The sequence below is a fragment of the Hoeflea marina genome, assembly GCF_003182275.1.
Taxonomy (GTDB): Bacteria; Pseudomonadota; Alphaproteobacteria; order Rhizobiales; family Rhizobiaceae; genus Hoeflea; species Hoeflea marina.
In genome coordinates, this window is the sequence record NZ_QGTR01000005.1 from 183,774 (window position 1) to 200,803 (window position 17,030).

Annotated in this window: 14 protein-coding genes; 3 read left to right on the forward strand and 11 right to left on the reverse strand. The window is 65.0% G+C overall.

Translation table 11 applies throughout. The features are described 5' to 3' along the window. The first annotated feature begins 56 nt into the window (after window positions 1-56). Entirely contained in the window at window positions 57-650 is a 594-nt protein-coding gene (phaR, locus tag DFR52_RS19120) for a polyhydroxyalkanoate synthesis repressor PhaR (RefSeq protein ID WP_110033622.1), read from the forward strand. A 111-nt stretch (window positions 651-761) separates the two neighbouring features. On the opposite strand, the gene DFR52_RS19125 is transcribed toward phaR, so the two are convergent. The 5 genes from DFR52_RS19125 to DFR52_RS19145 form a co-directional block, all read right to left on the reverse strand. Next, window positions 762-2,351 carry a gamma-glutamyltransferase family protein gene (locus DFR52_RS19125; RefSeq protein ID WP_110033782.1) on the reverse strand — a complete coding sequence of 530 codons (1,590 nt, stop codon included), beginning with the start codon at window positions 2,349-2,351 and terminating at the stop codon, window positions 762-764. 51 nt (window positions 2,352-2,402) lie between these two features. Further along, window positions 2,403-2,807, reverse strand: a complete 405-nt coding sequence (locus DFR52_RS19130) for a hypothetical protein (protein ID WP_110033623.1) — start codon at window positions 2,805-2,807, stop codon at window positions 2,403-2,405. A gap of 181 nt (window positions 2,808-2,988) precedes the next feature. Then, complete coding sequence (gene rpmF, locus DFR52_RS19135; RefSeq protein ID WP_110033624.1) at window positions 2,989-3,174, reverse strand: 50S ribosomal protein L32; 186 nt, start codon at window positions 3,172-3,174, stop codon at window positions 2,989-2,991. Between the two features lie 166 nt (window positions 3,175-3,340). Then, entirely contained in the window at window positions 3,341-3,988 is a 648-nt protein-coding gene (locus DFR52_RS19140) for a glutathione S-transferase family protein (protein WP_110033625.1), read from the reverse strand. Window positions 3,989-4,059: 71 nt separating this feature from the next. Then, window positions 4,060-4,779 carry a biosynthetic peptidoglycan transglycosylase gene (locus DFR52_RS19145; protein ID WP_110033626.1) on the reverse strand — a complete coding sequence of 240 codons (720 nt, stop codon included), beginning with the start codon at window positions 4,777-4,779 and terminating at the stop codon, window positions 4,060-4,062. Window positions 4,780-4,940: 161 nt separating this feature from the next. On the opposite strand from DFR52_RS19145, the gene DFR52_RS19150 reads away from it, so the two are divergent. Together DFR52_RS19150 and DFR52_RS19155 are read left to right on the forward strand one after the other, a co-directional pair. Then, window positions 4,941-5,858, forward strand: a complete 918-nt coding sequence (locus tag DFR52_RS19150; protein WP_110033627.1) for a polyprenyl synthetase family protein — start codon at window positions 4,941-4,943, stop codon at window positions 5,856-5,858. Between the two features lie 147 nt (window positions 5,859-6,005). Next, window positions 6,006-8,537: a hybrid sensor histidine kinase/response regulator gene (locus DFR52_RS19155; RefSeq protein WP_110033628.1), complete on the forward strand. Its 2,532-nt coding sequence runs from the start codon at window positions 6,006-6,008 to the stop codon at window positions 8,535-8,537. Window positions 8,538-8,589: 52 nt separating this feature from the next. Here the strand turns inward: DFR52_RS19155 and ispG are convergent, their stop codons facing one another. From ispG to DFR52_RS19185, 6 genes are all read right to left on the reverse strand, one after another. Then, on the reverse strand, window positions 8,590-9,831 hold the full coding sequence (gene ispG / locus DFR52_RS19160) for a flavodoxin-dependent (E)-4-hydroxy-3-methylbut-2-enyl-diphosphate synthase (RefSeq protein WP_110033629.1): 1,242 nt from the start codon (window positions 9,829-9,831) through the stop codon (window positions 8,590-8,592). A gap of 189 nt (window positions 9,832-10,020) precedes the next feature. Next, window positions 10,021-11,244: an MFS transporter gene (locus DFR52_RS19165; protein WP_110033630.1), complete on the reverse strand. Its 1,224-nt coding sequence runs from the start codon at window positions 11,242-11,244 to the stop codon at window positions 10,021-10,023. A gap of 26 nt (window positions 11,245-11,270) precedes the next feature. Continuing rightward, a complete protein-coding gene (locus tag DFR52_RS19170; protein ID WP_245415402.1) occupies window positions 11,271-11,660 on the reverse strand; it encodes a VOC family protein in 390 nt (129 codons plus the stop codon). After that, window positions 11,657-12,454, reverse strand: a complete 798-nt coding sequence (locus tag DFR52_RS19175; protein ID WP_245415403.1) for a DeoR/GlpR family DNA-binding transcription regulator — start codon at window positions 12,452-12,454, stop codon at window positions 11,657-11,659. The genes DFR52_RS19170 and DFR52_RS19175 overlap by 4 nt, the downstream gene beginning before the upstream one ends. A 122-nt stretch (window positions 12,455-12,576) precedes the next feature. Next, window positions 12,577-16,038 carry a pyruvate carboxylase gene (pyc, locus tag DFR52_RS19180; RefSeq protein WP_110033631.1) on the reverse strand — a complete coding sequence of 1,154 codons (3,462 nt, stop codon included), beginning with the start codon at window positions 16,036-16,038 and terminating at the stop codon, window positions 12,577-12,579. A gap of 161 nt (window positions 16,039-16,199) precedes the next feature. Beyond that, on the reverse strand, window positions 16,200-16,940 hold the full coding sequence (locus DFR52_RS19185; RefSeq protein WP_110033632.1) for a helix-turn-helix transcriptional regulator: 741 nt from the start codon (window positions 16,938-16,940) through the stop codon (window positions 16,200-16,202). Between the last annotated feature and the right edge of the window lie 90 nt (window positions 16,941-17,030).

Below are 17,030 nucleotides of genomic sequence, written 5' to 3' on the forward strand. Positions count from 1 at the left end.
CAGTCATGGCCAGATACGTCTATTCGGTCTGCAACCGACGTGTGAGGAGAACATGCATGGCGAAGAACGACGGCACCATCACGATCAAGAAATACGCCAATCGCCGCCTCTACAACACTGGCACGAGCACCTATGTCACGCTCGATGACCTTGCAGTGATGGTAAAGAAGGGAGAGGAGTTCATCGTCCAGGACGCCAAGTCCGGCGATGACATAACCCACCAGGTCCTGACCCAGATCATTTTCGAGCAGGAATCCAAGACTGGAAACACCCTGCTTCCCGTCTCTTTCCTGCGCCAGTTGATCTCCTTTTACGGTGACCAGTTGCAGATGGTTGTCCCGAGCTATCTCGAACAGTCCATGGCCGCTTTTACCGAGCAGCAGGATCAGGTCCGCATCCAGATCGGACGCGCCTTTGGCGAGAATCCGGTGACCCGCAACATCCAGATGCCGATCCAGATGGCCGACGAACTCGTCCGGTCCAACACCGAGATGTTTCAGAAAGCCATGCAGATGTTCTCGCCCTTCGCGCTTGGACAGAGCGGCAAGTCGGCCGAACCGGCCAAGAAGGCCGACACGTCGCGCGACATCGACGACCTCAAGGCGCAGCTCAAGTCGCTGCAGGACAAGATCAACTCCATCGGCAGCTGACACGGCGGCGGCAATGGCGGGCCCGCGCCGGTTCATGCAGCCGCAGGCTGGAAGAAGTCTCCCATAAGCGTGACCCAGACCCGAGGGCTTGGGCCGAATACCATGGCCGCCTCAATAGCCGATGGCCAGTCCGTCCTTGCGCGGATCCGATCCCGCCACGAAGAACCCGTCCGCGTGGTCGATGACGATGGCCTGACCGCCGCCGTGCGGCGTTGGCGCAGGGCGGACGCTGTGGCCGAGCGCCACCAGGTCGTCGGCGACCCCGGCGGCGATGCCCGCCTCCAGCTCAAGCACCTCCTCGCCCTTGGCCCAGAACAGCCGCGGATGATCGAGCGCCTCCTGCGGATCCATGCCGTGATCGACCAAGTTGGAGAGCACATGCGCATGACCCATCGGCTGATAGGCGCCGCCCATGACGCCGAAGGAGATGGAGGCCTTGCCGTCTTTCGTGGCCATGGCGGGAATGATGGTGTGCATCGGCCGCTTGTCCGGCGCGATCATATTCGGATGGCCTTCGGCGAGGGAAAAGCCGGCGCCGCGGTTCTGCAGCACGACGGCGCTCTTCGGGGTCACGATCTGCGCGCCGAAGGCGCCGTAGATTGAGTTGATGAAGGAGATCACCAGCCCGTTGCGATCGGCGACGGTCAGGTAGACGGTATCCGAGCCGGGCAGCTGCGGCAGCTGAATCGAAGGATTGCGCCGCGTCGGGTCGATCTGTCCGACGAGCGTGCGCGCAAAGTCCATCGATGCCAGGTCGGCGCCGCTCATGGTCATGTGCGCGGGGTCGGCGAGCATGGCGTCGCGCACCGCATAGGCCAGCCGTCCGGCCTCGACCTCGAGATGGTAGCGCCGCGCGCTGCCGGGGCGAAGATCGCCGGCGCCGGTCAGCGTCAACAGGTTCATCATGATCAGCGCCACCACGCCCTGGCCGTTGGGCGGGATCTCCATCACCTGGTGGCCGCCATAGGCGGTCGAGATCGGTGTCACCCACTCCGCGGTCGACGCCGCCAGGTCCGCTTCGGTAAGAAAGCCGCCGCTGGCCTGGACCGTGTCGGCGATCTCGCGGGCGATCGCGCCTTCGTAGAAGGCCGAGACGCCTTCGCACGCGATGCGCCGCAGCGTGGCGGCCAGTCCGGGCATTTTCACCCGCTCACCGGTGACCGGCGCCCGCCCGCCCGGCAGCAGGTGTATCGCCGCGCCGGGGTCACCCGCCAGCGTCTCCGCCTCGCGCGCCCAGTCGAAGGCCACCCTCGGCGCCACGGGATAGCCGTTCTCGGCAAGCGCGACAGCGTCGTCGAAAAGCCGCTCGAACGGCAGCCGGCCATACCGCTGATGCAGCGCCTCCCAGGCCCTGAGTGCGCCGGGAACCGTCACCGCATGGGCGGAGTGCGGCGGAATGGCGGCAAAACCGGAATCGCGGTACCAGGCCGCGTCGACGCCGCCCGCGGCCCGGCCCGAGCCGTTGATCCCGTGCACCGTCCCATCCGCCTGCGCCACAAGCGCAAAGCAGTCGCCGCCGATCCCCGTCATCTGCGGTTCGACCACCGCCAGAGTGGCCGAGGCGGCGAGTGCGGCATCGACAGCCGTGCCGCCGGCCCTGAGCGCCTGCAGCGCGCTGGCAGAGGCAAGCGGATGCGAGGTTGCGGCCATTCCGTTTTCCGCGATGACGGGCGAGCGGCCCGGCAGATCAAATCGACGCATGATCATCCCCAGTTGTGAAAGTACATTCCCCGGCCATCCGGCACCAGCCGATCAGAGGCCGATGGAGACGTCGCGGCCGGCTGACTTGATCGACACCGTGAAGCCGGCGATCACGTCGATGAAGGCGATGACCATCAGGATGAAGAAGACATGCGTGGCCGCGGCCTGCACAAGCAGGAATTCGACGAGGAAGACCACAAACAGGAACATCGACAAGAGGTGATCGAGGACCGACGCGGCGCCGGTGCGGGTGGACTTGACCACCTCGACGAAAAGCAGCAGCAGGGCGATGACGATCAGCACGTCACCCCAGCTCATCGTCCATTGCGCGCCCGACATCATCGACAGGCTGGTGACAGTGTCGTTGAGCGCCCCTACGCCGGAGCCGACAATGCCGATGATGACCAGGTTGTAGAGCACGAACGGCACGATCATCAGCGGAATGGCAAAGAGCATCGGTGAATCCCCCGGCTTGAGTGTCTCGGCGACGGCCCGGGATTCGGGTGCCGATTGTCGAGCGAGAGTGCAGAATCGCGCGCACGCGCGCAACCCCCCGGCACTCTCGGCCGGATCGGCAAACGCAAAAACCGGCCCCGAAGGGCCGGCTCTTCAGACTTCGATCCCGTCGGAAAGACGCTTACGCGCTTTCTTTCACGGTCATCACCTGGCGGCCGCGATACATGCCTGTCTTCAGGTCGATGTGATGCGGGCGACGCAGTTCGCCGGAATTCTTGTCTTCCACATAGGCTTCCGCCTTGATGGCATCAGCCGAGCGGCGCATACCGCGCTTGGACGGGGATGTTTTACGCTTCGGAACAGCCATGACACACTCCATTGGGACAAACATGCATGCGGGACGGCCAACCTTAGGCCGAAACCGTCGCATGCGGATTTCGGAAATTTGACGGGCTTATACATGCCCCACGCGGGTTTGACCAGCATGCAGGCGTATTTTTTCCCGCCGGCCCGCAAGATGGGCCCTCGGACGCTCAGGCCTCGTCCTCCTCGACGATCCACGGCTCGGCACGCCCCGCTTCCTCCCACTCCCGCCAGGCCGGCAGTGCCTGCATCCGCCGCATGTAGAGAGCACAGACGTCGCTGACTTCGAAGCCATAGACGTCGAGCCGGTTGACCACCGGCGCGAACATCGCGTCGGCGATCGAAAACCCGCCAAGCAGAAACGGCCCGCCCGTCTGCTCCAGACAGCCGCTCCAGAGCGTTTCGACCCGCGCCACGTCGGCGGCGATGGCTCCGCTCACCTCGATCGCTTTGCGCGGCCGGCGCATGTTCATCGGACACGCATTGCGGAGCGCATGGAAACCGCTGAGCATTTCGCAGCTCATCGACATCGCCTTGCTTCGTAGCAAATGGTCATCGGGCCACAGGCCGGATCCCGGCGCCTGCCGCGCCACATGATCGAGGATGGCCAGCGATTCCGAAATCAGCATCTCGCCGTCCCTGAGCACCGGAACCTTGCCTGATGGCGAAATCGCCTTGATGGCGGGATGTCCATTGGCGAAATCGAATGGAATCAGCACCTCCTCAAAGGTGATGCCGGCCATCCGCATGCCGAGCCACGGTCGGAACGACCAGGACGAATAGTTCTTGTTGCCGATATAGAGCGTCAGGCTGGTCATCAGCGGATCTCCGGTGTGTCTGCTGCTTCGTGCCACGACATGCGGTCCGCGGCCAGTCAAATGTCCTCATCTCAGTCATAAAGACATTTGATATATGCGCCAGATTGTGCCGCCCGCTTCTCGATGGTGCGCGCCATCCGGGTCATGCCGCGTGACGGCTTTGCGGCATTGCGCGCATGCGGATTGGGAAGCGTCACCGCCAGAAGCGCCGACTGCCTGCCACTCAGATCCGCCGCAGGCACGCCGAAATAGGTCTGCGCTGCCGCCTCGATGCCGAACACCCCGGGCGCCCATTCGGCGATGTTGAGATAGATCTCCATCGTTCGCTTCTTCGACCAGACCAGGTCGGCCCAAAGGGCCAGGGGAATCTCCAGTCCTTTGCGGATCACCGAGCGCACCGCCGGCAGGAACAGGTTCTTGGCCACCTGCATCGGGATCGTGCTGGCGCCGCGGGTCGCCTCGCCCTCGAGCGCGTCGTCGATGACCAGATTGAGCGCATTCCAGTCCACCCCGCCATGGGCACAGTACTGCCCGTCCTCCGACATCATTACCGACTGGACCAGGACGGGGGCTATGTCGTCGAAGGCCACCCAACTGCGCTCATAGGAGCGGCCGACAGCCGCATCCACCAGCATCAGCGTCGAGACCGGGTGCACGACGGACGAGGCGTAGGCCAGCACCAGCAAGTAGGGCAGCACCAGAACCGCGACGAGTGCGAGAAGGGCGAACCGAAGCGCCCGCAGGAGCGGGTTTCGCTTTCGTCTCTGCTTCCATCCTTCGGCCAACGCCATCTCCCTCGCTCAACGCCGTCGCCCGCGCCTGATCGGGGTTCATAGCCGGGAATGCAAGGCTTTGCCAAGGGTTGCCGTCGGCAAAGGCCCGATGGGCACTCCTGGCGACGGCTCGGGCATTCCCCGTTGCCCAGAGTCCCTCTTAATGGCAAGACTGCGCCATGACCCGAACCGATTCCTCCGCTTTCGCCGAACGCTTGGCGCGCGCCGCCGACCAGGTTGGCGCCTTGCTCACGCAGTTGCTCTCCGACGAGCCACGCCAGCATGAGCAGACCCGTCCAACTCGGCTGCTGGCGGCCATGCGCCACGGGGTGCTCGGCGGCGGCAAGCGGCTCAGGCCGTTTCTGGTCGTCGAGACCGCGGCGCTGTTCGGCGGCAACCCGCAGTCCGCCCTGCATGTGGCAGCGGCTCTCGAATGCGTCCATTGCTACTCGCTGGTCCATGACGACCTGCCGGCGATGGACGATGACGACCTGCGCCGCGGCCAGCCGACGGTCCATATCGCCTTTGATGAGGCCTCGGCAGTCCTGGCGGGCGATGCCCTGCTGACACTCGCCTTCGACGTCCTTTCCGACGAGGCCTGCATGCTGCCCGCGGAAGTCCGCATTGGGCTGGTGCAGCGGCTGGCGCGAGCGGCGGGGATAGGTGGCATGGTCGGGGGACAGGCGCTCGATCTGGCGGCAGCCACCGACGCGCCCGACGAGGCGGGCATGATGCTCATGCAGGCCATGAAGACGGGAGCGCTGCTGCGCTTTGCCTGTGAAGGCGGTGCCCTGGCCGCCGGCGCCGGTGAGAAGGATGTGGCCCGGATGAGCCGGTTTGGCGAGATCATCGGCCTGGCGTTCCAGCTGGCCGATGATCTGCTCGATGTCACCTCCGACCTGGCGACGCTGGGCAAGGCGGCCGGCAAGGATGCCGGCCGCGGCAAGGCAACCTATGTGTCGTTCAACGGCGAGGCCGCGGCGCGACGCCATCTCGACAGCCTGGTGGCAGAGGCCTGCGCCCTGCTTGAGCCTTTCGGCAAGGACGGCCGCATCCTGGCTGATGCGGCGCGCTACATCGCCGACCGCAGCCATTGAGCCTGGGGAACGGGGAACGGGGAACGGATCAGGCACAACGTCCCGGTTTGGCGCTATGTTGTTATGGTCACCGGGTTTTCCTGACTGCTTAATCCAATTTTTAACCATCCTGCTGCACTGTTCCTCAAAAGGATCCGAGCAGCCGCCATGACCGATACAAAGTCCGAGCAGACGCGCATCACCAGGGCTCGCCGTTCCACGATGGCGTTGCGGGTGGGATACATCGTTTCTCTGGCGGCCATCGCAGTCATCTGCGGCATCTTCTTTTTGCAGCAGCGCGACCGCAATCTGTCCATCCACGAAATCGGCAGGCTTTCCTCCTATGTGGCGAAAGTCGACCAGTCGATGCGCGATCTTGCCGACCATGCCGGCAATCTCGCCGAGTCGCTGCAGGATCACGCCAACGACGGCGACGACGTCATGTCCGGGATGAACCTGTCGCAGCGCCGCGCCTACCGCCTGATCCGGCCGATCGATCCGGAGATCATCTCCATGCTGACCCGGCTTCGATTCCACATGGAAAACGCCCGCAGCAATCTGGGCAATCTGCGTTATCTCTGGCGCCGGACACCGCAGGATCTGACCAGCACCACCATCCGCACCTCGCAGTTCATGACCGGCAAGGATGCCTTTGGTCATCACCAGCAGATGGTTGACCTCAAGGAACTCGACACCATCCGCACCAAGGCGGATCTCTACTGGCAGGCGCGCGAACTCGTGTCGCTGTTCGAAAGCTATGTCCAGCCATCCGACGTGCACATCGAGCAGCAGATCCGCGAGTTTCTCGCCTCCCTGTCGGTGTCGCTCGGGGCAATGCTGGAGCGGTTCTTTCTCATCACCCTGGGCGCATTGGTGATCCTCGGCCTTTGCGTCTTCGTCCCCATCGATTTCCTCATCGTCCGGATGGTGGATCAACTGCACCGGAAGACGCGCGAGACCGATGCGGCCCTGGTGAGCGCCAAGGCGGCCGACCGGGCCAAGTCGGAATTCCTCGCCACCATGAGCCATGAGATCAGAACCCCGATGAACGGGGTTCTCGGAATGGCCGAACTGCTGACCCGCACCAATCTCGACACCCGGCAGCGCACCTTCACCGACGTCATCCTCAAATCCGGCAATGCCCTGCTCGAGATCATCAACGACATCCTCGACTATTCCAAGATCGAGGCAAACCAGATGGCGCTCGACATCCGCTCGTTCAGCCTGGTCGAGACGATCGAAGACGTGGCGACGCTGATGTCGTCGCGGGTGGTGGAAAAGGACATCGAACTGGCGGTCAGGATCATGCCGGGTCTGCCCGCACAGCTGTTCGGCGATGCGGGCCGCATGCGGCAGGTGATGATCAATCTCGTCGGAAACGCGGTCAAGTTCACCGAGCAGGGCCACGTTATGATCGACGTCGGCTGGCGTGAGGTGGGCGGGCAGGGGATCGCTGCCGATGGCCGGGCCAACCAGCGCGTTGCGGTGACAATCACCGTCCGCGACACCGGAATCGGCATCCCCGCCGACAAGGCCCAGACCATTTTCGAGAAGTTCAGCCAGGTTGACGGCTCATCCACCCGCAAGCATGAAGGCGCGGGCCTCGGACTGGCCATTGCATCCCGCATCGTCGAGCTGATGGGCGGCAGGATCACCGTTGAGAGTACGATCGGCGAGGGCTCGTCCTTCAGTTTCCAAATCGAGATGGATGTGGACGGCGCCATCGCGACCAGCACTCTGTCGGGCTCCCGTCCCCACTCCGCCAAGGCGCGGGTGCTGATCATTGACGACAACGCCATCAACCGCATGATCCTGACCGAACAGGCCCGCAGCTGGGGACTGGATTGCGTGGCCGTGGAAAGCGGCGAAATCGGCCTGAACCTGCTGCGTCACGCACAGGCCGAGCTCGGTCTCGGCATCGATCTCGTCATCCTCGATTTCCAGATGCCGGGCATGACCGGCGCCGAGGTCACCAATGCCATCCGCTCCGATCCGGCGATCGCGGACACTCCGGTCCTGATCCTGTCATCGATCGACCAGGCCGATCAATTCCACTCGCTCAAGGAAATGCGCATCAATGCGCATCTGACCAAGCCGGTGCGCTCGGCCGATCTGCATGCGGCAGTGGAGACGATCCTGGGCGGCCGCGACGGCGATCATGCGGCTCCGTTGGGCGAGCCGGCGGATTCGGCCGCGACGGCCAATGCGGGGCTCTCCTCCCGAGGGCGGCCGGCACCCCCGGGTCTGCCGCTGACAGCGCCGGTCGTGGCCGACCAAATCCCGTCAGTCGCCCAGGATTCGTCACTGGTCCTGGTCGCCGAGGACAATCCGGTCAACCAGATCGTCTTCTCGCAATCGCTGGAAAGCCTGGGCATCCGCTACGCCATGGCCACCAATGGCCGCGAGGCCGTCGCCATGTGGCAATCATGCCGGCCGGCCTTGGTGTTGATGGACATCTCGATGCCCGAACTCAACGGTTATGAGGCAACGGCGGAAATCCGCGCACTGGAGGCCAACGGTAACTTCACCCCGACACCGATCATCGCCGTGACCGCGCACGCGCTCAAGGGAGACGAGGACCGCTGCCTGGCCGCCGGCATGGACGACTATCTGTCCAAGCCGATCTCGCCGGAGAAACTCGGGGCCAAGATCGAGCAGTGGTTGCCGATCCTCGCCGGCCGAATCCGCAACGCCGGCTGACACGACGCGCCGCCGATCCGGTCCGGGCGGTCATGCAACGGCCGAAGGCGATTCAGCCGCCCTGGCCGAATCGCCTTTCAATGTAGTCTGCGACCAGGCCCTGGAATTCCTCGGCGATCCGCGGCCCCCGCAGGGTGGTGCTCTTCCGGCCGTCGATGAACACGGGAGCCGCCGGTGTCTCGCCGGTGCCGGGCAGCGAGATGCCGATGTCGGCATGCTTGGATTCGCCCGGACCATTGACGATGCAGCCCATCACGGCGACCTTCAGTGCCTCAACACCTGGATATTTCTCTTTCCACACCGGCATGTTGGCGCGCAGGTCGTCCTCGATATTGCGGGCCAGCTGCTGGAAGACGGTGGACGTGGTGCGGCCGCATCCCGGGCAGGCGGCGACCACCGGCACGAACTGCCGGAACCCCATCACCTGCAACAGCTCCTGCGCCACGATCACTTCGCGGGTGCGGTCGCCCCCCGGCTCCGGCGTCAGCGAGATTCGGATCGTGTCGCCGATCCCCGCCTGCAGGACGATGGCGAGTGCCGCCGAAGAGGCGACGATGCCCTTCGACCCCATCCCCGCCTCGGTCAGGCCGAGATGCAGCGCGTGGTCGGAGCGGCGCGCCAGCTCCATGTAGACCGACACGAGGTCCTGCACCTGGCTGACCTTGGCCGAGAGGATGATGCGGTTGCGCTCGAGCCCGGTTTCCTCGGCCAGGTCCGCCGACAGCAGAGCCGACTGGATGATTGCCTCGCGGGTGACGTCCTGGGCGCTCAGCGGCGAGCCGGCTTTCTGGTTGTCGTCCATCAGGCGCGTCAGCAACGCCTGGTCGAGCGAACCCCAGTTGACGCCGATGCGCACCGGCTTGGACCAGCGGATCGCCTGCTCGACGATCTCGATGAACTGCTTGTCCTTCTTGTCCCTGAATCCGACATTGCCGGGATTGATCCGGTATTTCGCCAGCGCCTCGGCGCAGGCAGGGTGCTGCTTGAGCAGGGTATGGCCGATATAATGGAAGTCACCCACCAGCGGCACGTTCAGCCCGAGCCGCGCCAGGCGGTCACGGATATGCGGCACGGCGGCCGCACTTTCGTCGCGGTCGACGGTGATGCGGACGATCTCGGAGCCCGCCTTGTGCAGCGCCGCCACCTGCGCCACTGTTGCATCGATGTCGGCGGTGTCGGTGTTGGTCATCGACTGCACCACCACCGGTGCGCCGCCGCCGACAATCACGCCACCGACATCCACGGCCACCGAGGCGCGGCGGTCAAGCGGAGCGGAGAAGGGATTTGAAGACATCGAAAGCCTCACAGGGTTGAACCGTGGCGCGCTGCGTCGCCTTTCGCGGATGGTTTGTCAACGGCTGCCGTGGGTGGGTACCGTTGCGTGGTCGGACGCTTGTAGCACAGCTTTGCCTGGCCGGCATCCGCCCGCCATGGCCGCGACGCCGCAGCTGGAATGGCGTTGCCGAGGGCTCCAGCAACAGGCTCATGCCTCGCCGTCGGGCCGGTTGCTGTCGGCATGGGACACCAGTCCTGACAGGGCAAGCACCAGCAGCAGCAGCACCGGAATGGCGGTGAAGATCGCCGCGAAGCCGGTGTGCTCGGCGATGAAGCCGATGATCGACGGGAAGAACAGGATCCCCGAATAGCCCATGAAGGTCACCAGCGAGATGCCGACGCCGGGCGGCAGGCCGGGCAGGTTGCCGGCAGCGGAGAACGCGATCGGCACCATGTTGGCAAGCCCCAGCCCGGCGATGCCGTAGCCGGCGATCACCATCTCCGCCGATCCGGCCATTCCGCTGATCGCCATGCCGGCCATCGCCAGCAGCACCGAACCCCGCATGGTGGCGACCGCGCCGAAGCGGTCGCGGACGATGTCGCCGACGAACCGCACCAGCGCCATGGTCGCCGAGAACGCGCCGAAGCCGAAGCCCGAGAGCGCGGCGCTCGCGCCGAGCTCCTGGCGCAGATAAAGCGCGCCCCAGTCGAGCACGGCGCCTTCCGGCAGCATCGACAGCAGGCACATCAATCCGATCAGCCACACCGTGGCGCCCGATCCGAAGATGGCCCTGACCATCGAGGGAGCTGCCGAACCGTCCACCGGCACATGCGGCGCCGGCGGGTCGGCCATCACACGCGGCCACGCGATCGCCACCATGACGAGGACGGCTGCAAGCGCCGCAAGGGCATGAACGGCGACCCCGGCGCCGGCGATGACCAGCCCGCCCAGACCCGAACCCAGCACCCCGCCGAGGCTCCAGAAGCCATGGCAGGACGACATGATTGCCCGCCCCTGCCGGCGCTCCACCTCCACCGCATTGGCGTTCATGGCCACGTCCATGCCGCCGATCAGTGCGCCGAAGGCGAACAGCCCCGCCGCCGCCGTCAGGATGCCCGGTGCGAAGGTGACCATGAGCATGCTCGCCCCCGACATGAGCGCCAGCAGTTTGAGCACGGAGCGCGAGCCGCGCCGGGCAATGGCCGCTCCGACCAGCGGCATCGCCACCAGCGAGCCGATGCCGAAACAGAAGATCATCATCCCGAGCGCGCTCTTGCTCAGCTCCAGCCGGGCGGCGAACTCGGGAATCTTGGGCGCCCAGCTTCCGACCAGGAAGCCGTTGGCGAGAAACAGCAGCGAAACGGCCACCCGGGCCGGCGTCACCATCGGCGCGCGGCGCGGCGGGAGAGCAGTGGTCTCGTGAACGGGCATGGGAAAATCTCCAAGGCGCAGGCCGGTCAGGCGGTGATTTCAATCTGATTGAGGTCGGGGTCGAAGAGGATGGCTTCGTAGAAGCCATCGCCGGTCCGGCGCGGCACGGCCGCCAGAATGCCGGCCTGGGCGGCTTTCTCCGCCAGTGCGTCGACGGCCGCCACCGATCCCAGCGACAGGGCGATGTGGGAGAGGCCGATGCCGGGAGCCTGGCCTGCGGATTTCGGCATGATATCGGACCGCTGCATCAGCTCGATCGTCGGCCCGGATGCGAGCGTGACGAAGCGCGACCGGAAGCCCGGCTGGTTGCTGCTGACATAGCAGTCTCCGGCAGAGGCGCCGAACCAGTGTGTCCAGAACCCGGCAGTCCGGTCGAGATCGACGCACCAGTAGGCAACATGGGCCAACGCGATCAACCGGCATCTCCCCGACAGGCGACGATGCGGGCGCCTTGCGCGCGCATCCGCGAAAGTGCCGCTTCCGGCGCGTCGGCTTCCACGATGAGCGTCGAGTCATCAGTGATGTCCGAGACCGCGAACGGCGCGCGGACCGTGAATTTTTCCGTCGTCACCGGCGCCAGAATCGCTCCGCTCCGGGCAGCGATCGCCCGCTTGATGCTGCCCTCCTCGAAGGATTGCGCCATCAGCCCCGCCGCCGGGTCGATGCCGCAGGCACCGATGACATAGGCGTCGATGTTCAGCCGGCCGATTTCGGTGAGCGCCTGGGCGTCCACGCAGGCGCCGAGGTCTGCATTCATACGGCCACCCACCATGATCACCTCCGTGTGCGGCCGATCGATCAACGCCGCGGCAATCACGGGTCCATTGGTGACGACCGTCAACCGCAGGCCGGGAGCAATCGCCCGCGCCACTTCAAGATTGGTGGAGCCGGCGTCGATGAACACCACCGATCCCTCTTCAAGAAGGCTCGCCGTCATCCTCCCCAGCGTCCGCTTTGCCTCAAGTCGGACATCAAGCCTGAGCCCGAGCGGCACCGGCGGCGTCCGCAACAGCGCCCCGCCATAGACCCGTTCACACAGGCCGGCCGCCGCCAACTCGCGCAGGTCGCGCCGGATCGTGTCTTCCGACACCTCAAACTCCACCGACAGTTCGGCGGCCACGACGCGGCCGTGCGCATCAAGTCTCGATCGAATCAGGGTTTGGCGCTCGCGGGTCAGCATGAAGGGTCCAAAGCCGGTATATTCACGCACAATCGTGCAGCACCGTGCATATCAGATTTCCTGCGCGCCGCAAGCGGCGGCGGCAAAGCGATCCGGGCCCGGATCCTCTTTCACCTCAGGCGGGACGCGGCAGACGTCGTCCTCATTCCTCCTCAGGCCGAATAGACCACCAGCAGATCCTTGGCGTCGATCTGGTCGCCGGTCTTGACCAGCACTTCGGCCAGCACGCCGTCGCGTTCCGCGTGGATGGCGGTTTCCATCTTCATCGCCTCGATCGACACCAGCACGTCTCCGGCCTTGACCGTCTGACTGGCGGCCACCGCCACGGTGGAGACCACGCCCGGCATGGGAGCGGCCACCTGGAGGTCGTTGCCGAGCTCGGCCTTCCGGCGGACCGAGGAGCCAAGGGCGCCGTGCGCGCGGTCAGGCACCTTCACCCGCCGCGGTTGGCCGTTGAGTTCGAAGAACATCGTGACCATGCCCTTCTCGTCGGTTTCGCTCTGCGCCAGATTCTGGATCACCAGAGTCTTTCCCTGCTCGATCTCGACGAAGAGCTCGTCGCCGACCGGCAGGCCGTAGAAATAGGCGGGAGTCGGCAGCTCGCTCACCGGACCGTAGGTATCGCTGGCCAGCGCGAAATCGGTGAACACCTTGGGATACATCAGGTAGGAGGCGAACTCGTACTCGCTGACCTTGCGCTCGAGCTTGTCCTCGATGGCCTTGCGCTCGGCGTCGAGATCGGCGGCGGGCAGCAGCGAGCCGGGGCGCACCGTATAGGCGTCCTCGCCCTTGAGCACCTTGTCCTGCAGCGGTTTCGGCCATCCGGCCGGCGGCTGGCCGAGGTCGCCCCGCATCATCGAGACCACCGATTCGGGGAACGACACGTCGCGCGCCGGGTTCTCGACGTCGGCCACTGTCAGGTCCTGGCTGACCATCATCAGCGCCATGTCGCCCACGACCTTCGATGACGGCGTCACCTTGACGATGTCGCCGAACATGCGGTTGGCGTCCGCATAGGCCTGCGCCACCTCATGCCAGCGGGTCTCGAGCCCGAGCGAGCGCGCCTGTTCCTTGAGATTGGTGAACTGGCCGCCGGGCATCTCGTGCAGATAGACTTCCGATGCCGGGCCTTTGAGATCGCTCTCGAAGGCGGCGTACTGGTTGCGGGCCGCCTCCCAGTAGAAGGAGATGCGCCGGATCCATTCGGGGTCCAGGCCCGGGTCGCGCTCATGGCCCCGCAGCGCCTCGACGATCGAGCCCAGGCAGGGCTGCGAGGTGTTGCCCGACAGCGAGTCCATCGCCGCGTCGATGGCGTCGACCCCAGTCTCCACCGCCGCCAGCACCGTGGCGGCGGAAATGCCTGAGGTGTCGTGGGTGTGGAAATGGATCGGCAAGTCGGTCGCCTCGCGCAGCGCCTTGAACAGGATCCGCGCCGCCGCCGGCTTGAGAAGTCCGGCCATGTCCTTGAGCGCGATGATGTGCGCGCCGGCCTTCTCCAGTTCGACGGCGAGCCCGGTGTAGTATTTGAGATCGTATTTCGGCCGAGCCGAATTCAGAATGTCGCCGGTGTAGCAGATGGCGGCTTCGCAAAGCTTGTTCTCCTCGCCCACCGCATCCATCGACACCCGCATGTTCTCGACCCAGTTGAGGCAGTCGAACACCCGGAACAGGTCGATGCCGCCGCTGGCTGCCTGCCGGACGAAGTGCTTGACGACATTGTCCGGATAGTTCTTGTAGCCGACCCCGTTGGCGCCGCGCAGCAGCATCTGCAAGAGGATATTGGGCGCATCCTTGCGGATCTTTTCGAGCCGCTCCCACGGATCCTCGGTCAGGAACCGCATCGACACGTCGAAGGTGGCGCCGCCCCAGCACTCAAGCGAGAACAGGTTCGGCAGGACCTTGGCATAGGTTCCGGCGATGCGGGCGATGTCGTGGGTGCGCATGCGGGTGGCGAGCAGCGACTGGTGGCCGTCGCGCATCGTCGTGTCGGTGATCAGCACCCGCTTCTCGCTGCGCATCCATGTGGCAAAGCCGGTCGGGCCGAGTGCGTCGAGCGTCTGCTTGGTGCCGTCGGCAATGGGCGCGTCCTTGTAGGGAATCCGCGGCGGCGCGGCATCCTCCACCGGCGCCGGCCGGCCGCGGGTTTCCGGGTGGCCGTTGACGGTGACATCCGCGAGGTAGGTCAGAAGCTTGGTCGCGCGATCCTGGCGCTTGACCTGCTCGAACAATTCCGGCGTCGTGTCGATGAATCGCGTCGTGTAGGTGTTGTTGCGGAATTTCTCGTGCCCGATGATGGCCTCGAGAAAAGTCAGGTTGGTGGCAACGCCGCGAATGCGGAACTCGCGCAGCGCCCGATCCATGCGGCGGATGGTTTCCTCCGCCGTGGGCGACCAGGCGGTGACCTTTTCCAGCAGGGGATCGTAGAAACGGGTGATCACCGCGCCGGAATAGGCGGTGCCGCCATCGAGCCTTATGCCGAAGCCGGTGGCGCCACGATAGGCGGTGATGCGGCCGTAATCGGGAATGAAATTGTGTTCCGGATCCTCGGTGGTGATGCGGCACTGCAGGGCGTGGCCGTTGAGGCGGATGTCCTTCTGCTCGGGCACGCCCGATTCCGGCGTGCCGATGGCGAAGCCGTCAAGGATGTGGATCTGCGCCTTGACGATGTCGATGCCGGTGACCTCCTCGGTCACCGTGTGCTCGACCTGGATGCGCGGATTGACCTCGATGAAGTAGAATTCGCCCGAATCCATGTCCATCAGATATTCGACCGTGCCGGCGCCGACATAACCGGTGGCATTGGCGATCTTCAGCGAGTAGGCCGCCAGCTCCTGGCGTTGCGCTTCGTTCAGATAGGGCGCCGGCGCGCGCTCGACCACCTTCTGATTGCGGCGCTGCACCGAGCAGTCGCGCTCGAACAGATGCACCGCATTGCCGTGGGTGTCGCCAAGGATCTGGCTCTCGACGTGGCGGGCCCGTTCCACCAGTTTCTCCAGATAGACCTCGTCCTTGCCGAAGGCCGCCATCGCCTCGCGCTTGGCCTCGATCACCTCGCGCGACAGATCTTTGGGGTCGCGGATGGCGCGCATGCCGCGCCCGCCGCCGCCCCAGGAGGCCTTGAGCATGATCGGGTATCCGATCGTCTCAGCCATGCGCGCCACTTCCGCCATGTCGTCGGGCAGCGGCTCGGTGGCCGGAACCACCGGCACGCCGATCTCGATGGCAAGATTGCGCGCCGCCACCTTGTTGCCGAGCCGGCGCATGGTGTCGGCTTTCGGGCCGATGAAGATGATGCCGGCCGCGTCGCAGGCATCGACGAACTCTGGGCTTTCCGACAAGAGCCCGTAGCCGGGATGGATCGCGTCGGCGCCCGACAGCCTGGCGACGCGGATCACCTCCTCGATCGACAGGTAGCTCTCGATCGGCCCGAGATCGCGCGCCAGATGCGGCCCGCGGCCGACCTGGTAGGATTCGTCGGCCTTGAAGCGGTGCAGGGAGAGCTTGTCCTCTTCCGCCCATATGGCGACGGTCTTGATTCCAAGTTCGTTGGCGGCACGAAAGACCCGGATGGCGATTTCGGAACGGTTGGCGACAAGGATTTTGGAGATCGGCAAGGACAGGCTCCCAGGTTCGGGCGAAAGAAGCCGGGCTGGAGCGCCCGTTCAGGAAATTCATAGCTGCTGTTTTATTGCAGTGCAACTAAATGCCGGGGATGGGGCGGCAGGCGACAGATTGTGTCGCTGCGCGCAAGGCTGGCCGGAGCACCGCGGTCTGTTCAGTTGATCAGGCCGAGGCGGAAAGCGATGGCGACGGCGTGATGGCGATTTCGCGCTTTCAGCTTGTCCTGGATCGAATTCATGTACCAGTCGACGGTATGGGTCGAAAGACCGAGCGTCGACCCCACCTGATGGGATGTCAGCCCCTTGGCCAGATAGCCAAGCGTTTCCATCTCGCGCCGGGTCATTTCGACGTCGACGGGCGCGGCCAGTTCGCCGCAGGTGACTGGATCGCGCCGCTCGAGCACCAGCCAGAAGGCCTTCTTGGCCACCGTGTCGAACAGCGCCATCTGCCCCGCGGTCAGATCCACCTTGTTCCCGCCGAGCGTCAGCACGCCAATGAGGCCGCGTCGGCCATGCACGGGGAACACGTAGCCGTCCGCAAGCCCGAACTTGCGGGCATCGACCATGACCCTCTCCATGCGCTTGCGCTGCGGATGGTTGCGGAATGCGGACAATGCCTCGCTCCACCGATATCCCCGCTGGCAATGACCGAGATAGCGCACCAGCGGATCGACGGCGGCATATTTGCGCTGCACATAGATTTCGGGCCACCCCTGGGGCCAGCAGCCGGCGAGCATGAGGGTGTCGATGTCGTCGGCGCTGCACACCTGGCGGGTCAGCGTGAAATAGGTGAAGCCGAACTGTTCGACCAACTGCTCAAGGGCAGCGATCATCTCGTCGAGTCCAAGTTGACTGTGATCTGTATCGAGGAAACGGCAAAGCGTGCTCGTGCTCATCGGTCACTCCCCTCTGTCTGTCGCTGGCTCCCTGTGCTGCAGGGATGCAGCCAGCAAACCGCGAATCACCATCATGCCGTGTCAAACGTG